At 72.0% G+C, this 17,633-nt stretch carries 13 protein-coding genes and 1 pseudogene; 9 read left to right on the plus strand and 5 right to left on the minus strand.

What is annotated here, in order from left to right; translation table 11 throughout:
• Nucleotides 1–101: 101 nt before the first annotated feature.
• Together radA and disA are read left to right on the plus strand one after the other, a co-directional pair.
• Nucleotides 102–1,514 carry a DNA repair protein RadA gene (radA, locus tag EST92_RS12745; protein WP_129281046.1) on the plus strand — a complete coding sequence of 471 codons (1,413 nt, stop codon included), beginning with the start codon at nucleotides 102–104 and terminating at the stop codon, nucleotides 1,512–1,514.
• A 125-nt stretch (nucleotides 1,515–1,639) separates the two neighbouring features.
• The gene (disA, locus tag EST92_RS12750; RefSeq protein ID WP_129281047.1) at nucleotides 1,640–2,764 is read left to right on the plus strand and encodes a DNA integrity scanning diadenylate cyclase DisA; all 1,125 of its coding nucleotides are present in this window, start codon (nucleotides 1,640–1,642) and stop codon (nucleotides 2,762–2,764) included.
• A 145-nt stretch (nucleotides 2,765–2,909) separates the two neighbouring features.
• Here the strand turns inward: disA and EST92_RS12755 are convergent.
• The 3 genes and pseudogenes from EST92_RS12755 to EST92_RS12765 form a co-directional block, all read right to left on the minus strand.
• Nucleotides 2,910–3,894, minus strand: a pseudogene (locus EST92_RS12755) (NAD-dependent epimerase/dehydratase family protein).
• Between the two features lie 136 nt (nucleotides 3,895–4,030).
• Nucleotides 4,031–4,837, minus strand: coding sequence for a hypothetical protein (locus EST92_RS12760; protein WP_129281048.1), 807 nt, complete (start codon nucleotides 4,835–4,837; stop codon nucleotides 4,031–4,033).
• A gap of 193 nt (nucleotides 4,838–5,030) precedes the next feature.
• Nucleotides 5,031–5,564 (minus strand): pyridoxamine 5'-phosphate oxidase family protein, encoded by a 534-nt coding sequence (locus EST92_RS12765; RefSeq protein ID WP_129281049.1) that lies wholly within the window; start codon nucleotides 5,562–5,564, stop codon nucleotides 5,031–5,033.
• Nucleotides 5,565–5,756: 192 nt separating this feature from the next.
• Here EST92_RS12765 and EST92_RS12770 point away from each other — a divergent pair, with 192 nt between their 5' ends.
• From EST92_RS12770 to cseC, 5 genes are all read left to right on the plus strand, one after another.
• Nucleotides 5,757–6,716, plus strand: a complete 960-nt coding sequence (locus EST92_RS12770) for an A/G-specific adenine glycosylase (protein WP_129281050.1) — start codon at nucleotides 5,757–5,759, stop codon at nucleotides 6,714–6,716.
• Between the two features lie 400 nt (nucleotides 6,717–7,116).
• A complete protein-coding gene (locus EST92_RS12775; RefSeq protein WP_040900274.1) occupies nucleotides 7,117–7,674 on the plus strand; it encodes a SigE family RNA polymerase sigma factor in 558 nt (185 codons plus the stop codon).
• Nucleotides 7,675–7,966: 292 nt separating this feature from the next.
• The gene (locus tag EST92_RS12780) at nucleotides 7,967–8,509 is read left to right on the plus strand and encodes a hypothetical protein (protein ID WP_254068786.1); all 543 of its coding nucleotides are present in this window, start codon (nucleotides 7,967–7,969) and stop codon (nucleotides 8,507–8,509) included.
• Between the two features lie 9 nt (nucleotides 8,510–8,518).
• Nucleotides 8,519–9,229: a two-component system response regulator CseB gene (gene cseB / locus EST92_RS12785; RefSeq protein WP_129248540.1), complete on the plus strand. Its 711-nt coding sequence runs from the start codon at nucleotides 8,519–8,521 to the stop codon at nucleotides 9,227–9,229.
• Nucleotides 9,230–9,237: 8 nt separating this feature from the next.
• Nucleotides 9,238–10,542, plus strand: a complete 1,305-nt coding sequence (gene cseC, locus EST92_RS12790; protein ID WP_129281051.1) for a two-component system sensor histidine kinase CseC — start codon at nucleotides 9,238–9,240, stop codon at nucleotides 10,540–10,542.
• Nucleotides 10,543–10,729: 187 nt separating this feature from the next.
• Here the strand turns inward: cseC and EST92_RS12795 are convergent, their stop codons facing one another.
• Nucleotides 10,730–12,370 carry an MDR family MFS transporter gene (locus tag EST92_RS12795; protein WP_275540877.1) on the minus strand — a complete coding sequence of 547 codons (1,641 nt, stop codon included), beginning with the start codon at nucleotides 12,368–12,370 and terminating at the stop codon, nucleotides 10,730–10,732.
• Nucleotides 12,371–12,510: 140 nt separating this feature from the next.
• Between EST92_RS12795 and EST92_RS12800 the strand changes: the two genes are divergently transcribed.
• Entirely contained in the window at nucleotides 12,511–13,122 is a 612-nt protein-coding gene (locus tag EST92_RS12800; RefSeq protein ID WP_129281052.1) for a TetR/AcrR family transcriptional regulator, read from the plus strand.
• Here the strand turns inward: EST92_RS12800 and EST92_RS12805 are convergent.
• Nucleotides 13,104–13,775: a M23 family metallopeptidase gene (locus tag EST92_RS12805; protein WP_129281053.1), complete on the minus strand. Its 672-nt coding sequence runs from the start codon at nucleotides 13,773–13,775 to the stop codon at nucleotides 13,104–13,106. The two genes, EST92_RS12800 and EST92_RS12805, sit on opposite strands and share 19 nt — an antisense overlap.
• A 634-nt stretch (nucleotides 13,776–14,409) precedes the next feature.
• On the opposite strand from EST92_RS12805, the gene EST92_RS12810 reads away from it, so the two are divergent.
• Nucleotides 14,410–17,633, plus strand: a 3,224-nt coding sequence (locus EST92_RS12810) for an NACHT domain-containing protein (RefSeq protein ID WP_161981734.1), incomplete at its 3' end; no start/stop codon positions are given.

A 17,633-nucleotide genomic window follows, 5' to 3' on the forward strand; every position in this document is an offset into this window, starting at 1 on the left:
ACTCCGCGGAGACCACTCTCCGGTGCCACCGGCGGCGCCGGGGCCCCGCTTCCGCGCCCGCTCGGGAACGCGTTGTCGGACCCCGCCGTTACGGTGAGCCCATGGCAACGCGTAAATCGTCGGGCAAGGAGCGTCCCTCCTACCGCTGTACCGAATGCGGCTGGACCACCGCGAAGTGGCTCGGCCGCTGCCCCGAGTGCCAGGCATGGGGCACGGTCGAGGAGTTCGGCGGCGCCCCGGCGGTGCGCACGACCGCGCCCGGCCGGGTCACCACGGCCGCCCTGCCCATCGGCGAGGTCGACGGCCGGCAGGCCACCGCCCGCTCCACGGGCGTGGACGAGCTGGACCGCGTCCTGGGCGGCGGCCTGGTCCCGGGCGCCGTGGTGCTGCTGGCCGGCGAGCCCGGCGTCGGCAAGTCCACCCTCCTGCTGGACGTCGCCGCCAAGGCCGCCTCCGACGCGCACCGCACGCTCTATGTCACGGGCGAGGAGTCCGCGAGCCAGGTGCGGCTGCGCGCCGACCGCATCGGCGCCCTCGACGACCATCTGTATCTGGCGGCCGAAACCGATCTGTCGGCGGTGCTCGGTCATCTGGACACGGTCAAGCCGTCGCTGCTGGTCCTGGACTCGGTGCAGACCGTCGCCTCCCCCGAGATCGACGGGGCGCCCGGCGGCATGGCCCAGGTCCGCGAGGTGGCCGGCGCCCTGATCCGCGCCTCCAAGGAACGCGGCATGTCGACCCTCCTGGTGGGCCACGTCACCAAGGACGGCGCCATCGCCGGCCCGCGCCTGCTGGAGCACCTCGTCGATGTCGTCCTGCACTTCGAGGGCGACCGGCACGCCCGCCTCCGCCTGGTCCGCGGCGTCAAGAACCGCTACGGCACCACCGACGAGGTCGGCTGCTTCGAGCTGCACGACGAGGGGATCACCGGCCTCGCCGACCCCTCGGGCCTGTTCCTGACCCGCCGTGCCGAGCCGGTGCCCGGCACCTGCCTGACGGTGACCCTGGAGGGCCGCCGCCCGCTGGTCGCCGAGGTCCAGGCGCTGACCGTCGACTCCCAGATCCCCTCCCCGCGCCGTACGACCTCCGGCCTGGAGACCTCCCGGGTCTCGATGATGCTCGCCGTCCTGGAGCAGCGCGGCCGGATCAGCGCCCTGGGCAAGCGCGACATCTACAGCGCGACGGTCGGCGGCGTGAAGCTGACCGAGCCCGCCGCGGACCTCGCCGTGGCCCTCGCCCTGGCCAGCGCCGCCAGTGACACCCCGCTGCCGAAGAACCTCGTCGCCATCGGCGAGGTCGGGCTCGCGGGCGAGGTCAGAAGGGTCACCGGCGTCCAGCGCCGACTGTCGGAGGCGGCCCGGCTCGGCTTCACCCACGCCCTGGTCCCCGCCGACCCCGGCAAGATCCCCGACGGCATGCGGGTGCTGGAGGTCGCCGACGTCGGAGAGGCGCTGAGCGTCCTGCCCAAGCGGGTCCGCCGGGAGGCCCCACAGGAAGAGGGCGCACGCCGGTAGACTTTGCCCTGGTCTCGCCCGTCACCGCAGAATTGCCTGTCGGCCGCGTACGCTCCGCTGGTACGTCAACCACAGCATGGGCCGGGCGGCCTGCGGACCGACAGACCTTGCGACGGAGGAGTGCAGTGGCAGCCAACGACCGGGCATCGACTCCGGGCAGGGCCGGTGGCAGTTCCGGCACCGAGAGCCTGATGCGCGCCTCGCTGAGCGCCGTCGCGCCCGGTAGAGCCCTGCGCGACGGCCTGGAGCGCATCCTCCGCGGCAATACGGGCGGACTGATCGTCCTGGGCTTCGACAAGACCGTCGAGTCCATGTGTACCGGCGGCTTCGTGCTGGACGTGGAGTTCACGGCCACCCGCCTGCGCGAGCTGTGCAAGCTCGACGGTGCGCTGGTCCTCGACAAGGACATCACCAAGATTCTGCGGGCCGGCGTCCAGCTCGTCCCGGACGCCTCCATCCCGACGGAGGAGACCGGCACCCGCCACCGCACCGCCCAGCGGGTCTCGATCCAGGCCGGCTTCCCGGTCGTCTCGGTCAGCCAGTCCATGCGGCTGATCGCCCTCTATGTGGACGGCGAACGCCGCGTGCTGGAGGAGTCCGCCGCGATCCTCTCCCGCGCCAACCAGGCGCTGGCGACCCTGGAGCGCTACAAGCTCCGGCTGGACGAGGTCGCCGGCACCCTCTCCGCCCTGGAGATCGAGGACTTGGTCACGGTCCGCGATGTCTCCGCGGTCGCCCAGCGCCTGGAGATGGTCCGCCGGATCGCCACCGAGATCGCCGAGTACGTCGTCGAGCTCGGCACGGACGGCCGGCTGCTCGCCCTCCAGCTGGAGGAGTTGATCGCCGGCGTGGAGCCGGAGCGGGAGCTGGTCGTGCGCGACTACGTCCCCGAGCCGACCGCCAAGCGCTCCCGCACGGTCACCGAGGCGCTCGCCGAGCTGGACGCCCTCAGCCACACCGAGCTGCTCGAACTCCCCACCGTGGCCCGCGCGCTGGGCTACAGCGGCTCGCCCGAGACCCTGGACTCCGCGGTCTCGCCGCGCGGCTTCCGCCTGCTGGCCAAGGTCCCCCGCCTGCCCGGCACGGTCATCGAGCGCCTCGTCGACCACTTCGGCGGGCTGCAGAAGCTGCTCGCGGCCAGCGTCGACGACCTCCAGACGGTGGACGGCGTCGGCGAGGCCCGCGCCCGCTCGGTCCGCGAGGGCCTGTCGCGGCTGGCGGAGTCGTCGATCCTGGAGCGGTACGTCTAGGGCCTGTCGTTTGGATCAGCCCTAGGGGTCTCTCTCCGATCTCCGTGGGCTGCCCCTCGGACAGGCCCCGGCCGGCTTCGGTCCCCCCGCCGCGACGAGCCGCGGCCCCGCGCGTCCCTGCGGCGAGGGGTTCCGGGCGCGCCCGCTACCCCAGCACCGCCGCCTCCTTCTCCAGGGCCAGGCCGAGCACCGGCCGGTCCGGGCGCTGGGGCGCCGTGCCGCCGAGGGACCGCAGCCAGTCCCAGGTGTCGGCGACCGTTTCGCCCACGGGCCGGCAGCGCAGCCCGGTCGCCAGGGCCCTGGACACGTCGGCACCGAAGAACGCGTCCCCGCGCTTCACCGGGCGGCAGCCAGGCCGGCATTTCGGTCCAGGGCTCGATACCGGCGGCCAGGATGTCCTCCGGAGCGGTCCAGCGCAGCTCCGCGTCCGCGCCGGTGACCCGCACACAGCTCTCCAGCAGCTCGCCCATGGTGGCGTGCGCGGGCTCGCTCAGCAGGTTGTACGGTCCGCCGAGCCCGGACTCCAGGGCGCCGACGGTCCACTCCGCGAGATCGCGGACGTCGATGTACTGCAGCCCCGACTCCCGGGGCCCCGGCGCGAGGACCGGACCGCCGCGGGCGATCCGGCCCAGCCACCACGGCAGCCGCCCGATGTTCTCGTACGGCCCGAGGATCAGGCCCGCGCGCACCAGCAGCGCCCGGTTGCCGAACACCTCGGTCGCGGCCAGTTCGCCGCCCCGCTTGGCCGCCGCGTAGTCGTCGAACGTCGTGGCGCCGGCGGATCCGGCGACCAGCGGCGCATCCTCGTCGGCCCCGTACGGGGCCGGATACGCGTACACCGACCGGCTGGAGACATAGGCGTAGCGCCCGGCCCGCCCGGCGAGCAGCCGCGCCGCGTCCCGCACCGCCGCCGGGGCACGGCTCCAGGTGTCGACGACGGCGTCCCAGGTGCCCTGCTCCAGGGCCGCGAGCCCGGCCGCGTCCGCCCGGTCGCCGTGCAGAGCCGTCACCCCCTGGGGCGGGGCGTGGTTCCCGCGGTGGAAGACCGTCACCTGCCAACCCCGCGCCAGCGCCGCCTCGGTGACCGCCCGGCCGACGAACTCCGTACCGCCCAGCATCAGTAGCTTCATGCCGGCGACTGTGCCGGACGGCGGCGCCCTGGACCAGCGGCGCACGCTCTCGGCGGAATCACCACGGGCGAAACAAACAGAGAGCGGGCTTCCGGATCATTCGGAAGCCCGCCCGTCACACCGTTCCGCAGGGCGCTCAGCTCTTGGCCAGCTCGAAGGACGTACGGGCCGTCTCCAGCCCCGGGACGTCGGCCTGGATCCGGTACGTGCCGGCGGGCACCAGGGCCGAACTCGGCGTCGCACACTGCGGACCGCTGGCCCGGCGGTCCCACACGACGGTGCGCTGCACCGCGCCCTTGGCCGGCACCTTCAGCAGCGCGGGGGCGGTGCCCGACGGGCAGTCGTTCGAGGCCCAGACCCGGTCGTCGCCCGCGCTGTCGGTGATCGTGAGCACCGCGGCCTTCTGCCCGAGATCCACCTTGCAGGCCGCACCGGCGGAGTTCTTGACCGTCAGCTCGAACTCCGGCTTCGCGCCCGGCGCGTACGAGTGCTTGACGCTGCGCAGGACCAACTCGGCCTTGTCGGAGACGCAGTTCGGGAGGGAGGAACCGGCCGCGACGGCATTCTTGCCGGAGCCCTGGCCGATCGGCCCGCCACCGGGGCCGCCGGAGTCGGCACCGCCACCGGAGGAGTCGCCGTCACCGCCCGCCGAGCCGGCGCCGTCCCCGGAGCCGGATCCGCCGCCGCTGCCCGACTCCCCGCGTCCGCCGGGCTTTTCGCCGATCGCCGGGCCGCTGCCGGAGGGGCCGGGCGTGATGGACGTCGCGGGTCCCTGGCCGCGCGAGTCCTTGCCCTCGTCGCCGCTCTTGCCGCCGCCCCCGCCCAAGTTGAGGGCCCACACCACCAGAAGGGCGAGCAGGACGACGATGGCCAGCGCAACGGCCCTCCGCCGCCAGTAGATGGAGGAGGGAAGCGGCCCGATCGGATTGCGCAGTGATCCCACGCGGAAACTCTACGAGAGATCGGCAGCCGCACTGGCCAGTACCCGCCGTATCCGGCGCAACTTTTCGCATCATCGGCCCGGAGACGGCACCCCGGCCGCGTTTCCCTCCCGAAGGGGCCCGATGACCGTGCGGCCGACGGCTGTTCCGCCCCGGCCGCCCTGCCGTCGAGGGCCCCCTGCGCCCCCGAGGCCCTCACCCCCGCGACCACTCCTCCTTGTGCCCGAAGCCCTGGCCGTTGTCGATCAGCCGCAGCCAGTCCGGGCGCAGCTCCCACAGCGAGGTCCGCTCCAGGGCGCCGCGCAGCCGCTCGCTCTCGGCGACGAAGGGGAAGCGCGCGAGGTAGACCCGCCAGGCGGCGGCCCGGTCGGCACCGGTCAGGATGCGGCAGCGCCCCCGGCCCTGGAGCCCGGTCAGCCCGCTCCACTCCTGGCCGTCCCGCTGCGCCGTGAACGCGGCGCGGGCGCCGGGCCCGGCCAGCGCCCGGCCGTGCCGCGTGGTGGCCGCGGTGACGAAGTAGAGCGCGGGCCCCGGGACGGCGGCGCCGGCGCCGGCCGCCGCGCCGGTCTCCGGGCCGGTCGCATAGAGCACCGCGCAGGCCTGCGGCCCGTCCTCGTCCGTATACGCCAGCGTCATCGTCGTGTGCGCGGCGAGCGCCCGCCGGATCGCCTCCGGGCAGGCCGACCCGCCCGTACCGTTTCCGTCTTCCGTACCGGTCTTTTCCGCCATGACCGCATCCTCGCCCGCCGCGGCCGGCCGGCGCGCGGCGGGCCCCCGCCCCGGGCGCCGCACCGGCTAGCGCATACCGCCGGTAACCGCCACCCGTGCGCCCCCGGCCGTCCTGCGTGCGGGTGGGCGCGCGGCGGGGCGGGCCCGGCGCGTTCCCCGGGCGCCCCCGGACGTGCCAGGATCGGCAGTGCCATGACTTCGACGCCTGTCACCTCCACTGCCACGACCGCCGCCGCCGAGACCGCCCCCGCCGCCGACGCGGCCGCGGGAGCCGCCGACGGGACCGCGCTGCACGGCCCGGTCACCGACTGGTTCGACGAGCACGCCCGCGATCTGCCCTGGCGCCGCCCCGAGGCGGGCGCCTGGGGCGTGATGGTGAGCGAGTTCATGCTCCAGCAGACCCCGGTCAGCAGAGTGCTGCCGGTCTACGAGCAGTGGCTGGCCCGCTGGCCGCGCCCCGCCGACCTGGCCGCCGAGGCGCCCGGCGAAGCGGTGCGCGCCTGGGGCCGCCTCGGCTATCCGCGCCGCGCCCTGCGCCTGCACGCCGCCGTCTCCGCGATACAGGAGCGGCACGGCGGCGATGTGCCACGCGAGCACGCCCAGCTGCTGGCGCTGCCCGGCGTCGGCGAGTACACCGCCGCGGCGGTCGCCTCCTTCGCGTACGGGCAGCGGCACGCGGTGCTGGACACCAATGTGCGCCGGGTGTTCGCCCGCGCGGTGGCCGGCCGCCAGTTCCCGCCGAACGCCACCACCGCCGCGGAGCGCAAGCTCGCCCGGGCGCTGCTGCCCGACGACGAGAAGCTGGCGGCGCGCTGGGCGGCGGCCACGATGGAGCTGGGTGCGCTGCTGTGCACGGCGCGCTCACCGGAGTGCGGCCGCTGCCCGATCGCCGCGCAGTGCGCCTGGCGGCAGGCCGGGTCCCCGGTGCACGACGGTCCGCCGCGGCGCATCCAGACGTACGCCGGTACCGACCGGCAGGTGCGCGGCAAGCTGCTCGCCGTGTTGCGCGAGGCGGTCGCACCGGTGCCGCAGCAGGTGCTGGACGCGGTGTGGGACGAGCCGGTGCAGCGGGCCCGCGCGCTGGACGGCCTGGTCTCGGACGGTCTGGTGGAGCCGCTCGGCGGTGGCCGCTACCGGCTGCCGCTGACGTAACGCGCCGCTCACCACTCCCGCATACAGAGGGGCGCGGCCGCTGCGGTGGCCGCGCCCGTGGTTTCGCCGACTCCGTAACACCTTTCGGTGCACAATGACCGAAAAGCTCCGTGAGGCGACGCGAAGACGCCCCTCACACACTGCGATTGCCGCCCCGTCACACCTCATAGATCTTTCGGTGGGGGCGCCTCTCCCCCCGGAGTATGACGTCCGGAGACCCGCCGTCCGTCCGAGGGATGACCCCTCGCGGGCTGTTACACAACCGAGGGTTTTCCGTGCACTCCTTGTGGGGCCGACGCACACTACGCCGCAACACCCCCTCCGTAGCGTCTCCCTCGTGCTGGAGATGACCGCCAGCACGGCCAACGTGGGGAATCGAAAGCGGATCGGAGGCGTCGAGATGGCGACCAGCGGCGGCAAGGTACTGGACTTCGAAGAGTACGTGCGGACGCGGCAGGAGGCACTGCTGCGGAGCGCCCGTCGCCTGGTGCCCGACCCGGTCGACGCCCAGGACCTCCTGCAGACGGCACTCGTCCGCACCTACGGCCGCTGGGACGGCATCGCGGACAAGTCACTGGCCGACGCCTACCTCCGCCGCGTCATGATCAACACGCGGACCGAGTGGTGGCGGGCGCGCAAGCTGGAGGAGGTGCCCACCGAGCAGCTCCCGGACGCGAGCGTGGACGACGGCACCGAGCAGCGCGCCGACCGCGCCCTGCTGATGGACATCCTCGGGGTGCTCGCCCCCAAGCAGCGCAGCGTCGTCGTGCTGCGGCACTGGGAGCAGATGAGCACGGAGGAGACCGCGGCGGCGCTCGGCATGTCCACGGGTACCGTGAAGAGCACCCTGCACCGCGCGCTCGCCCGGCTGCGCCAGGAGCTCCAGATGCGGGACATCGACGCCCGGATGCTGGAGCGCGGCGAGCGGGGGCGGGAGCAGGAGCGGTGCGCGGCCTGACCGGCGGCGCACGGCCCAGGTCCCACCGCACGGCGCCGCACACATCCAAAATCGCGTCTTTATCCGACAAAGCAGACACATCGACAGGCGCCTCACGGCTCACAGTCCGACGCGCGACAATCACAACAGGAACAGCATCGGGAACGGCAGCTGTGCGAGCAGCACGGTGAGCGGGAGCGGATTGTCCAGGAACAGGTTGACCAGGATCGGGTTGACCAGAGGCGGCGCGGCCACGGCAGGAGTGGCCGCCGTCGGCCTTTTGCTGGCCGGATGCAATCCGGGGGGCGAGGGCGTGCGCAGCGAGGGGTCGGCCGGCCCCACCCACGCCCCCAAGGGTGCGGTGAGCACCACCCCCACCCCGGCCTCGACCCCCCGTGGCCAGAAGGTCAACGCGGTCCAGCTGCTGCGGGGCGACCCGAAGGTCGGCGCGTATGTGAAGAAGACCCTCTACAAGCCGTGCGCCGCCGACGCGTACCCGGTCGAGGTGACCTACGCCTCCCTGACCGGCAACTCCTCCCCCGATATCATCGTCAACGTCATGACCTGCGCGGACTCCGTCGGCATCGGCTCGTACGTCTACCGCAAGCGCAGTGGCGCGCAGGGCGGGTACGACGAGGTGTACGGAAATGAAGAGCCGTCGGTGTACGCCGGCATCAACAAGGGCGAGCTGGAGGTCTCCCGGCAGACCTACGCCGCCCGCGACAAGGTGTGCTGCCCCTCCGGCGAGGACGTGATCAGTTACCGCTGGAAAGGCGGCCACTTCATCCAGCACACCAGCTCTCACACGGACTACAACAAGGCCACGCCGGACGACGGCACGGCATCGGAGGGTTGAGACAACGGCATGGCCGAGACTCATGTGCTCTTCGTCGAGGACGACGACGTCATCCGCGAAGCCACCCAGCTCGCGCTGGAGCGGGACGGATTCGTGGTCACCGCGATGCCCGACGGGCTCGCGGGCCTGGAGGCGTTCCGCGCCAACCGCCCCGACATCGCGCTGCTCGATGTGATGGTGCCGGGGCTGGACGGCGTCAGCCTGTGCCGGCGGATCCGCGATGAGTCGACGGTCCCCGTGATCATGCTGTCGGCGCGCGCCGACTCCATCGACGTGGTGCTCGGCCTGGAGGCCGGCGCCGACGACTACGTCACCAAGCCGTTCGACGGCGCGGTGCTGGTCGCCAGGATCCGCGCCGTGCTGCGCCGCTTCGGTCACGCCAGCGGTCCGGACGGCGCCGCCGCCGTCCGGGCGGAGGCGGCGGACCCCGCCGAGACGCTGCTGCGCTTCGGTGATCTGGAGGTGGACACCGAGGGCATGGAGGTGCGCAAGGGCGGCGAGAACGTCGCGCTGACGCCGACCGAGATGCGGCTGCTGCTGGAGTTCTCCCACGCACCGGGTACGGTCCTCTCGCGCGACCGGCTGCTGGAGCGGGTCTGGGACTACGGCTGGGGTGGCGACACCCGCGTCGTGGACGTCCATGTCCAGCGGCTGCGCGGCAAGATCGGCCAGGACCGGATCGAGACGGTCCGCGGCTTCGGATACAAGCTGAGAGGCTGACACCTCCGGTGGTCAGGCTGGCCCTGCGGACGGGGCTGAGATGGAAGCTCAGCGCCGCGATCGCGCTCGTCGGAGCACTGGTCGCGGTCGCGCTGAGCCTTGTCGTGCACAACGCCGCCCGGCACTCCATGCTCGACAACAGCCGCGATGTGCAGATCGAGCGGCTCGACTTCATCCAGCGGGTCTTCCAGTCGACCAACCGGCTGCTGTACGGCGCCAAGATCAACGATCCGGAGCTGCCGGAGCCGCTGCGGGACGAGGTCGCCAAGAACAAGCGCGCCACCTACCTCCAGGACACCGGGCAGACCGCCCCCGAGGTGTGGGCCGCCTCGCCGCTCAGCAACGGCCGGGTGCTCTCCGTCCACGACCACTACCCCGACCGCTTCGCCGTCCTGGACGACCTGGACCAGGCGCTGGTCATCGGCTCGACCGCGGTGGTGGTCGGCGGCTGCGCACTGGGCGTACTGGTCGGCGGGCGGCTCTCCCAGCGGCTGCGCAAGGCCGCCGCGGCCGCCGGCAAGCTCGCCGACGGCGACACCTCGGTCCGCATCCGCGACGAGGTCGGCAGCGGGCGGGTCCGCGACGAGACCGACGATCTCGCCTGGGCCGTGGACGCCATGTCGGACGCCCTCCAGGAGCGCATCGAGGCCGAGCGGCGGGTCACCGCCGATATCGCACACGAACTGCGCACCCCGGTCACCGGGCTGCTCACCGCCGCCGAACTGCTGCCGCCCGGCCGCCCCTCCGAGCTGGTCCGCGACCGGGCGCAGGCGCTGCGCACCCTCGTCGAGGACGTTCTGGAAGTGGCCCGACTGGACGGCCATGCCGAGCGTGCCGAGCTCCAGGACGTCGTGCTCGGCGAGTTCGTCACCCGCCGGGTGCACGCCCTCGACCCCGGCATCGGCGTCGAGGTCACCCGGGAGGCCGAGGTCACCACCGACCCGCGCCGCCTGGAGCGGATCCTGGGCAATCTCATCGCCAACGCAGCCCGGCACGGCCGGCCGCCGATCGAGGTCACCGTCGAGGGCCGGGTCCTGCGGGTCCGCGACCACGGTGCGGGCTTCCCCGAGGCGCTGCTGCGGGAGGGGCCGAGCCGCTTCCGCACCGGCAGCAGCGACCGGGCCGGCCGCGGCCACGGCCTGGGCCTGACCATCGCGGCCGGCCAGGCCCGCGTCCTGGGCGCCCGCCTCACCTTCCGCAACGCCGATGAACTCACCGACGGCTCGACCGGCGCCGTCTCCGTCCTCTGGCTCCCGGAGAACGCCCCCACCAATACGGGCAGCTTCCCCGTCATACAGCTTCCGGACCGCTGAGTCAGCCGGCTTCCGGACCGCTGACGGGGCGGCGACGCCGGTCGTCCCGGTGACCCGCGCCGCGGTGGTCGGCCGGCCCGCTCCCGCACCGCCCGCTCCCGCACCGCCCGGTTCCGCCCGGACGCAGCACGGCGGCCCCCGGCACCGAGGTGCCGGGGGCCGCCGCGGGCCGAGAACGGGGGCCGGGTCAGACGGGCTCCGCCACCGCCACCCGGTCCACCGGAGCGTCCCCACCCTCCGGGCTCTCGGCAGCTGGGGTCGGGGCGCCGCGCAGCGGCACCTCCTTGAGGAACCAGGCCGCGGCGAAGCCGACGATGCTGATCGCCGCGCCCCACAGGAAGACGTGGTGGGTGCCGGCGGCCACCGCGTGGTCGTAGGCGTCCTTGATCATCGGCGGGAGCTTGGCCAGGCCCTTCGGGTCCATCTGGGCCCCGCCGCCGGTGACCTTCGCACCGGCCGCACCGATCCGCTCGACCATCGTGGACTGCACCTGGTGGGTGAAGATCGCACCGAAGATCGCGACGCCGAAGGAGCCGCCGATCGTGCGGAAGAGGGTCGCCGAGGACGACCCGACGCCCATGTCCTTCATCTCCACGCTGTTCTGCGCGATCAGCATCGTGGTCTGCATCAGGAAGCCCATACCGGCGCCGAGCACCGCCATGTAGACGCCCGAGGTGAAGCGGGTGGTGCCGGTGTCCATCAGGGACAGCAGAGCCAGGCCCGCGGTGATCAGCCCACCGCCGACCACGACGAAGATCTTGTACTTGCCGGTCTTGGTGGTCACCCGCCCGGCGAACAGCGACACCGCCATCATCGCGAGCAGCATCGGCAGCAGCAGCAGACCGGAGTTGGTGGCCGAGGCGCCCTGCACGGTCTGCTGGAACAGCGGCAGGAACGTCATCGACCCGAACATCACGAAGCCGACCAGGAAGCCGATCAGGGTGACCAGCGAGAAGTTGGGGTTACGGAAGATGTGCAGCGGCAGCACCGGCTCGCTGACCTTGCGCTCCACCAGCACGAAGAGGGCGAGCGCCACGAGGCCGAGCACCCCGAGGCCGATGATCTGGCCGGACAGCCAGTCGTACTCGGTGCCGCCCCAGGTGGTGATCAGCACCAGCGAGGTGATGCCCAGGGTGAGCAGCGCGGCGCCGACGTAGTCGATCCGGGTCTGCGAGCGCTTCTTCGGCAGATGCAGCACCGCGGTCACCATCACCAGCGCGATCGCACCGAGCGGCAGGTTGATGTAGAAGCTCCACCGCCAGCCGAGGTGGTCGGTGATGCTGCCGCCGACCAGCGGTCCGCCGATCATCGCGACGGCCATGACCCCGGCCATCATGCCCTGGTACTTGCCGCGTTCCCGCGGCGGAATCAGATCGCCGATGATCGCCATGACGCCGACCATCAGCCCGCCCGCGCCCAGACCCTGCACCGCGCGGAAGCCGATCAGCTGCCCCATGTCCTGCGCCATGCCGGACAGCGCGGAGCCGATCAGGAAGAGCACGATGGACGACAGGAAGACGCCCTTGCGCCCGTACATGTCGCCGAGCTTGCCCCAGATCGGCGTCGAGGCCGCGGTCGCGAGCGTGTACGCGGTGACCACCCAGGACAGGTGGTCCATCCCGCCCAGTTCACCGACGATCGTCGGCATCGCGGTGCCGACGATCATGTTGTCCAGCATCGCGAGCAGCATCGCGATCATCAACGCGAAGAGCACCACCCGTACGCCGGCCGGCTGCTTCTCCCCCGTGCCCGGCCCGGCGTCCGTTCTGGCCGCCGAGGCCGCTATTCGTCCGTCCCCCGTCGGGGTCGCAGACTGCGACTTCCCCATTACCCACTCCCACTTACTTGCCGCCCGGCTAGTTCAGTACGGTGTTGAAGGTAAGGGCCAACTTGCCGGGCGTCAAGTAAGTTTCTCTCCGGCCCCACGGGGCACCCCTCTGACCAGTACCGACGACGCAGGAGAGCACGATGAGCACACAAGGGCGCAGGGGGAACACCCGTCAGCGCATTCAGGACGTCGCTCTGGAGCTGTTCTCCGAACGGGGCTACGAGAAGACCTCGTTGCGCGAGATCGCCGAACAGCTGGAGGTCACGAAGGCGGCGCTGTACTACCACTTCAAGACCAAGGAAGACCTCGTCATCAGCCTGTTCCAGGACCTGACCGGGCCCATCGACGAGCTGATCGCCTGGGCCGGGGAGCAGCCCCGCACCCTGGAGACCAAGCAGGAGATCATCCGCCGCTACAGCGAGGCCCTGCGGTCGGCCGGGCCGTTCTTCCGCTTCCTCCAGGAGAACCAGGCCGCGGTGCGCGACCTGAGCATCGGTGAGGGCTTCAAGGAGCGGATGCTGACGCTCTTCGACCTCCTGAAGGAGCCCGGGTCGGAGCTGACGGATCAGGTGCGCTGCATCACGGCGCTGTTCTCCATGCACGCGGGCATGTTCGCGATGCAGCACGTGGAAGGCGACCCCGAGGAGAAGCGCAAGGCCGTCCTCGAGGTCGCCACAGAACTGGTCACGGCGGCAAACCCGCCGAGCCGCCGGCCAGCCCGGCCGGACTCAGCTCAGACGGCGTCGCCGTGAGCCCGCAGGAATCCGGTCGGCTCGATGCCCGACCCGTAGTTGGGGCCGGTGCGGACCTCGAAGTGCAGGTGGGGGCCGGTGGAGTTGCCCGTGCTGCCGGACTTGGCGATCTGCTGGCCGGTGCCGACCTGCTGACCGACCTGGACCTCGATCCGTGACAGGTGGGCGTACTGGGTGTACGTGCCGTTCTCGTGCTGGATCACGATGGCGTTGCCGTACGCCGGGCCGTCGCCGCCACCCCAGGGGCCGGCCTTGACGACGGTGCCCTTGTGGACGGCCTTGACCGCGGTGCCGGTCGGCACGACGAAGTCCTGACCACTGTGCTTGTGCGCCCAGTGGCTGCCGGGGATGCCGAAGGGCTCACCCAGCGTGTACTTGTCGACCGGCTTGACCCAGGCGTTGGGCTTCTTGGCCGCGTTCTTCTTGGCCTTGGCCGCGGCGGACTTGGCGTGCGCGGCGGACTTGGCCTGCGCGTCGGCCTGCGCGGTGACGGCCGAACCGACGCCCGAGGTGAGGTGCTGCAGACCCGCGTCGGCGGCGGTGGCGATACCGGCGCCGAGTGCGGCGGTCATGCCGACACCGGCGGCGACAATGGCGACGCGATTGCGCAGCGCGGACTTCTTCGAATTACGGAGAGCGGCGAACTTCGACATGCGGGTTTTTCCTCCAGGGAATCCAGGGAATTGATTGGTTTCCCGGCTGCGGACCGGGAGCGCCACACCTTGGTAACCCGCCTGCGCCGCCCCGCCAAGGGGCCTTTCTACTAACCCGGCCCGTATCAAAGGCCGGTCAAATCCGGGCCTTGACTCCGCGTCCGACCCCTGCATGAAACCGTCAAAATGGGACAACTAGGGTGTTACCAGTGCCCACAAGAGCGCCTCTGAGCTGCCCCTTTACCCCTCCATTGCACGGGCGGCACCTCACCTGGCGCTTATCTCGCCCGCGCCCCGCGCCCGCGTCCTCGGCAACCCCCGATCCACCGCCCCCGCCCTCCCCTAATTTCTTTAGTAGGGCAGAAATCGCCTGTGTGCCATGTCACGAGCAGGCAAGATCAAATGCCTTTTCCGTGTGACCTGGGCTACTTGGAATGCTGTGACGCGGGTTACGCACGGACCGCCGGGAATCAATTCGGAAGCCATTACGGCAGAGAATTCCGTGACGGGCGCCACACCTTTGTGCGCACACCGCCGCGCGCACGAACCTGGCGGAACCCCACCCCGGGGCCCCGGCATCCGCTCTAGCCTGGCCGGACCACAGCACCGGCCACGGGGGAGGGCGGACCGCACGATGGACCCGTCAGCAGTGGGCGTCCGACTCGCTTCCGGCGTGGTCGCGCCGCTCGTCAGGAAGCTCTTCGTCAAGGAGGGGCCGGGCGCCGGGCTGGTGGCGAAGCCGGTACGGGTCTCCGGGCTGGTCAGCTTCAAGGGCGAGCGGCGGACCCTGTCGGACCAGGACCTGCACAAGATCGCGGCGGAGCTGGTGGCCCGGGCCGTACGGACCGCCGGGCCCGGCGAGCGTCCCCTGGCCGAGGACGAGGAGCGGGCGGTGGCCGAGGCCCTGGCCACCACGCTGCGCGGCCTGGGCGACCTCGACATGGACGACGTACAGGCCGTCCGCCTGGGTGCCACCGCCCTCGCCGAACGCCTGGAGGCGGCGAGCCCGCATGCCGTCCGCGGCCTCTCCCGGGACGGCGAGCTGCTGCACGCCACCCTGCTCGGGACGGCCTGTCTGCACATCGTGCACTTCTTCACCCAGCGGTCGACCTTCGTGGCCCGCACCCTGGTCCAGCAGAGCCGGAGCCTGGACAGCCTGATCACGCTCATCGACGAGTTCCTCGACCGGCATCCGTCCCCGCGGGCCGCCGACGCCGCCTTCGAGCGCGGCTATCTCACGTACATCGCCCGCAAACACAGCCGGCTGACCATCTACGGCATCGATCTCGCCCACTCCCCGGACCGGTGGCCGCTGGATGCCGCGTACATGAGCCTGGAGGCGACGGCCACCCCGGCACGCGAGGTCACCACCGGCGCCCCCTGGGACGCGGCGGGCGGCCCCCGGACCGGCCCGGCCGTCCCCCTCCCCGGCCCCGTCCCCGCCGACCAGGCCCTGGCCGGGCGCGACCGATTGCTGCTGCGCGGCGTCGCCGGCTCCGGCAAGAGCACCCTGGTCCAGTGGCTGGCCGTCTCCTGCACCAAGGCGCCGGGCGAGACCGCCCTCCCCCACCTCTACGGCCGCATCCCCTTCGTCCTCCCCCTGCGCACCCTCACCCGCGAGGGCGCCGCCCTGCCCTCCCCCGGCCACTTCCTCGCGGCCGTCGGCTGCCCCGTCTCCGGCTCGCAGCCCGAGGGCTGGGTCGACCGCGTGCTGGCCTCCGGGCGGGCACTGCTGCTGGTCGACGGCCTGGACGAGATCCCCGAGCGCGAGCGCGAGCTGACCCGCCGCTGGCTGCGCGATCTGCTCGACGCCTTCCCGGACAACCTGTGGATGGTCACCTCCCGCCCCTCCGCCGTACGCGACGACTGGCTCGCCGCCGACGGCTTCGGCGAGCTGACGCTCTCCCCCATGAGCCGCGCCGAGGTCGCCGCGTTCATCGGCCGCTGGCACGACGCGGCCCGCTGCGACGCCGAGGACCCCGAACGCCTCGACGCCTACGAGCAGTCCCTCCTGGCCGCCGTGCACACCAAACAGGACCTCGCCCGGCTCGCCACCAACCCCCTCATGTGCGGCCTGATCTGCGCGCTGCACCGGGACCGCCGCGGCTATCTGCCCACCGGCCGCAAGGAGCTGTACGACGCGGCCCTGGGCATGCTGCTCTCCCGCCGCGACCGCGAACGCGACATGGGCGCCCCCACGGGCATCGAGCTGAGCGACGAGCCGCAGATCCAGCTCCTCCAGCGGCTCGCCTACTGGCTGATCCGCAACGGCCGTACGGAACTCGACCGGGACCGGGCGGAGCGGATCGTCGGCGAGGCGCTGCCGGCCGTACCCGCCGCCGCGGAGCAGGGCGACGCGGCGGCGGTCTTCCGCCATCTGCTGCTGCGCAGCGGTCTGCTCCGCCAACCGGCGCCCGGCTCGGTCGACTTCGTCCACCGGACCTTCCAGGACTACCTCGGCGCCAAGGCCGCCGTGGAGGACGGGGACTTCGGACTGCTGGTCGCGCAGGCGGAGGACTCCCAGTGGGAGGACGTGATCCGGATGGCGGTGGCGCATGCGCGGCCGCGGGAACGGGCGGAGATTCTCGGGGAATTGGTGGCCCAGGGCGACCGTCTCGCGGACGATGCCGCCCGGCTGCGTATCCACCTGCTCGCGATGGCCTGCCTGGAGCACGCGGCGGAGCTGGATCCGCGGGTGCGGGAGGAGGTGCAGGAGCGAGCCCGGGCGATTCTGCCGCCGCGCACCCGCGAGGAGTCACAGCTGCTGGCCACGGCCGGACCCCTGGTCCTGGAACTGCTGCCGGGCCCGGAAGGGCTGGAGGACGATGAGGCACAGGAGGTGGTGGCCACGGCCGCACTCCTTGCTTCGGACGCGGCGCTGGAGGTCATGAAGCGGTTCCGGGGCCATCGGAACGAACGTGTGGCATTTCAACTCGCGCTGTCCTGGCCGCACTTCGATACGGACCGGTATGCCCGGGAAATCATGCAGCACCTCGACACCGGCGTGAACGTCACCGTCACCTCACGCCCCGAGCTGCGTGCCCTCAAAGCACTTGGCGGTCGCCCCCGCATCATGGTCAGCGGCCCCTTCACCTCCCGCGAACTCCACGATGCGTTGATGCCCGGGCCGGTCAAAGTCCTGGACCTCTCGGACAATCCAGAGATCAGCGAACTCGACTTCCTCCACGGGTTTCCGTCCCTGGACACGCTGTCGCTCTGGCACTGTCCCGGGGTCGAAAGCGTCGCACCGCTCGCGGACCTTCACCTCGACTGGCTGGGCATCTCCGGGCCGCCAGACAAACCCCTGCCGACTCCGCACGGACTCGCTCGCCTGCGCCACATACGCCAATTGAGTCTGTACACCCGACTCCCAGCGGGTGGCTTGGAAGCACTACCCGCGGACGCCCCGTTACGGCACCTGGGCCTCGGTCTGCCCCTTGGCTCCGCATTCACCGGTCTGGAGCGCTGGCCCCATATGCAGAGCCTTCATCTGCAGCGCCTCACCAAGGGCTTCGCCGAGGAACAGTGGGGCGAACTGGCCTCACTGAACTCACTGGACACGCTTTCCTTCGGCGTGGCGGACGATGGTGTCACCCTGCGCGTCCCTGCCGGCCTCCAGCTCCCCCAGGTGAAAACCCTCAGCATCCTCAATAATGCACGCCAGCCCGCCCCCCACCTGAGCACCCTGCTGACCTCGGTCCTCCCGGCCTTCCCCGGCGTCCGGAAACTCCAGCTCTACGGGGTGCTCGACGCCCCCGTCGACCTCACGTCCCTGGCGCTGCTGCCCGAGCTCCAGGAGGTCTACCTCTCCTACCTCCGCCCCGCGCCCGGCAGCAGTTCCAGGACCAGGGGTCCGGC

Source organism: Streptomyces sp. TM32 (genome assembly GCF_004122755.1).
GTDB classification, from domain to species: Bacteria; Actinomycetota; Actinomycetes; order Streptomycetales; family Streptomycetaceae; genus Streptomyces; species Streptomyces sioyaensis.

What these genes read in the sequence shown, in the direction of transcription:
- radA (WP_129281046.1), top strand. Translation starts at nt 102, where the DNA reads ATGGCAACGCGTAAATCGTCGGGCAAGGAGCGTCCCTCCTACCGCTGT.
- EST92_RS12765 (WP_129281049.1), bottom strand. Translation starts at nt 5,564, where the DNA reads ATGGCGGAAAAGACCGGTACGGAAGACGGAAACGGTACGGGCGGGTCG.
- EST92_RS12770 (WP_129281050.1), top strand. Translation starts at nt 5,757, where the DNA reads ATGACTTCGACGCCTGTCACCTCCACTGCCACGACCGCCGCCGCCGAG.
- EST92_RS12775 (WP_040900274.1), top strand. Translation starts at nt 7,117, where the DNA reads ATGGCGACCAGCGGCGGCAAGGTACTGGACTTCGAAGAGTACGTGCGG.
- cseB (WP_129248540.1), top strand. Translation starts at nt 8,519, where the DNA reads ATGGCCGAGACTCATGTGCTCTTCGTCGAGGACGACGACGTCATCCGC.
- EST92_RS12795 (WP_275540877.1), bottom strand. Translation starts at nt 12,370, where the DNA reads ATGGGGAAGTCGCAGTCTGCGACCCCGACGGGGGACGGACGAATAGCG.
- EST92_RS12800 (WP_129281052.1), top strand. Translation starts at nt 12,511, where the DNA reads ATGAGCACACAAGGGCGCAGGGGGAACACCCGTCAGCGCATTCAGGAC.
- EST92_RS12805 (WP_129281053.1), bottom strand. Translation starts at nt 13,775, where the DNA reads ATGTCGAAGTTCGCCGCTCTCCGTAATTCGAAGAAGTCCGCGCTGCGC.